This window comes from Burkholderia sp. Ac-20353 (assembly GCF_017104785.1).
GTDB lineage: Bacteria > Pseudomonadota > Gammaproteobacteria > Burkholderiales > Burkholderiaceae > Burkholderia.
In genome coordinates this window covers 1-592 of record NZ_JAAGPL010000557.1, presented here as the reverse complement: position 1 = coordinate 592, position 592 = coordinate 1, and the positions used below count along the sequence as shown (strand labels likewise).

The 592-nt window shown below is 60.3% G+C and carries 1 pseudogene; it reads left to right on the top strand.

Annotated elements, in window-relative coordinates:
* Window positions 1–191: pseudogene (locus G3N94_RS41940) on the top strand (IS110 family transposase); the annotation flags it as partial.
* Window positions 192–592 lie beyond the last annotated feature (401 nt).

Here is a 592-nt window from a genome sequence, read left to right as displayed (position 1 = left end):
CCAGTGCTCACCGACGAACCGACCGGCTCTCGCGCTGGATCGTTCAGCTGCATGCACGGGTAGGCTGGTACCGAACGCTGGTCGCGATCGCGAACAAGCACGCGCGGATCCTGTGGGCGATCCTGGCTAAAGGTGAGCGTTTTGATCCTTCATATACGCCCACGCTCGGCACCAGCTCGAATAAAGGCTAACCCCCGCTCAACGAGCTTCCACCCCAAGGACGCAATAGGCATGGATGGCGACAGGTCAGACCGGCAGCAGGCGAACTCGCGGAACCCGCAGGCGACACACTCCATGTGTACGCCGTGCGTCGGATGGAGTCCTGCTGCGCGGTTACTATCCTGGCCCGGGCACAGAAGCGACCGCGCCCCACAAGGCCGTTTATAGGTGTGCAGTCTGTCCCGCCGCTCACCGCCGAATGCGCCCGCTATAACATCGGAACCTAATCAATGACTGAATGAACCTGAAGCTTGCAAAATGGGAAAGTCCTTATAGGCGGGTTCCTGCTTCACCGAGTGGCCTGACTGCGCCATCTCTCCACGGGCTATCCGGGCATCGTCCTGCCCTTCCAACAGTTGCAATCCTCGTGTGA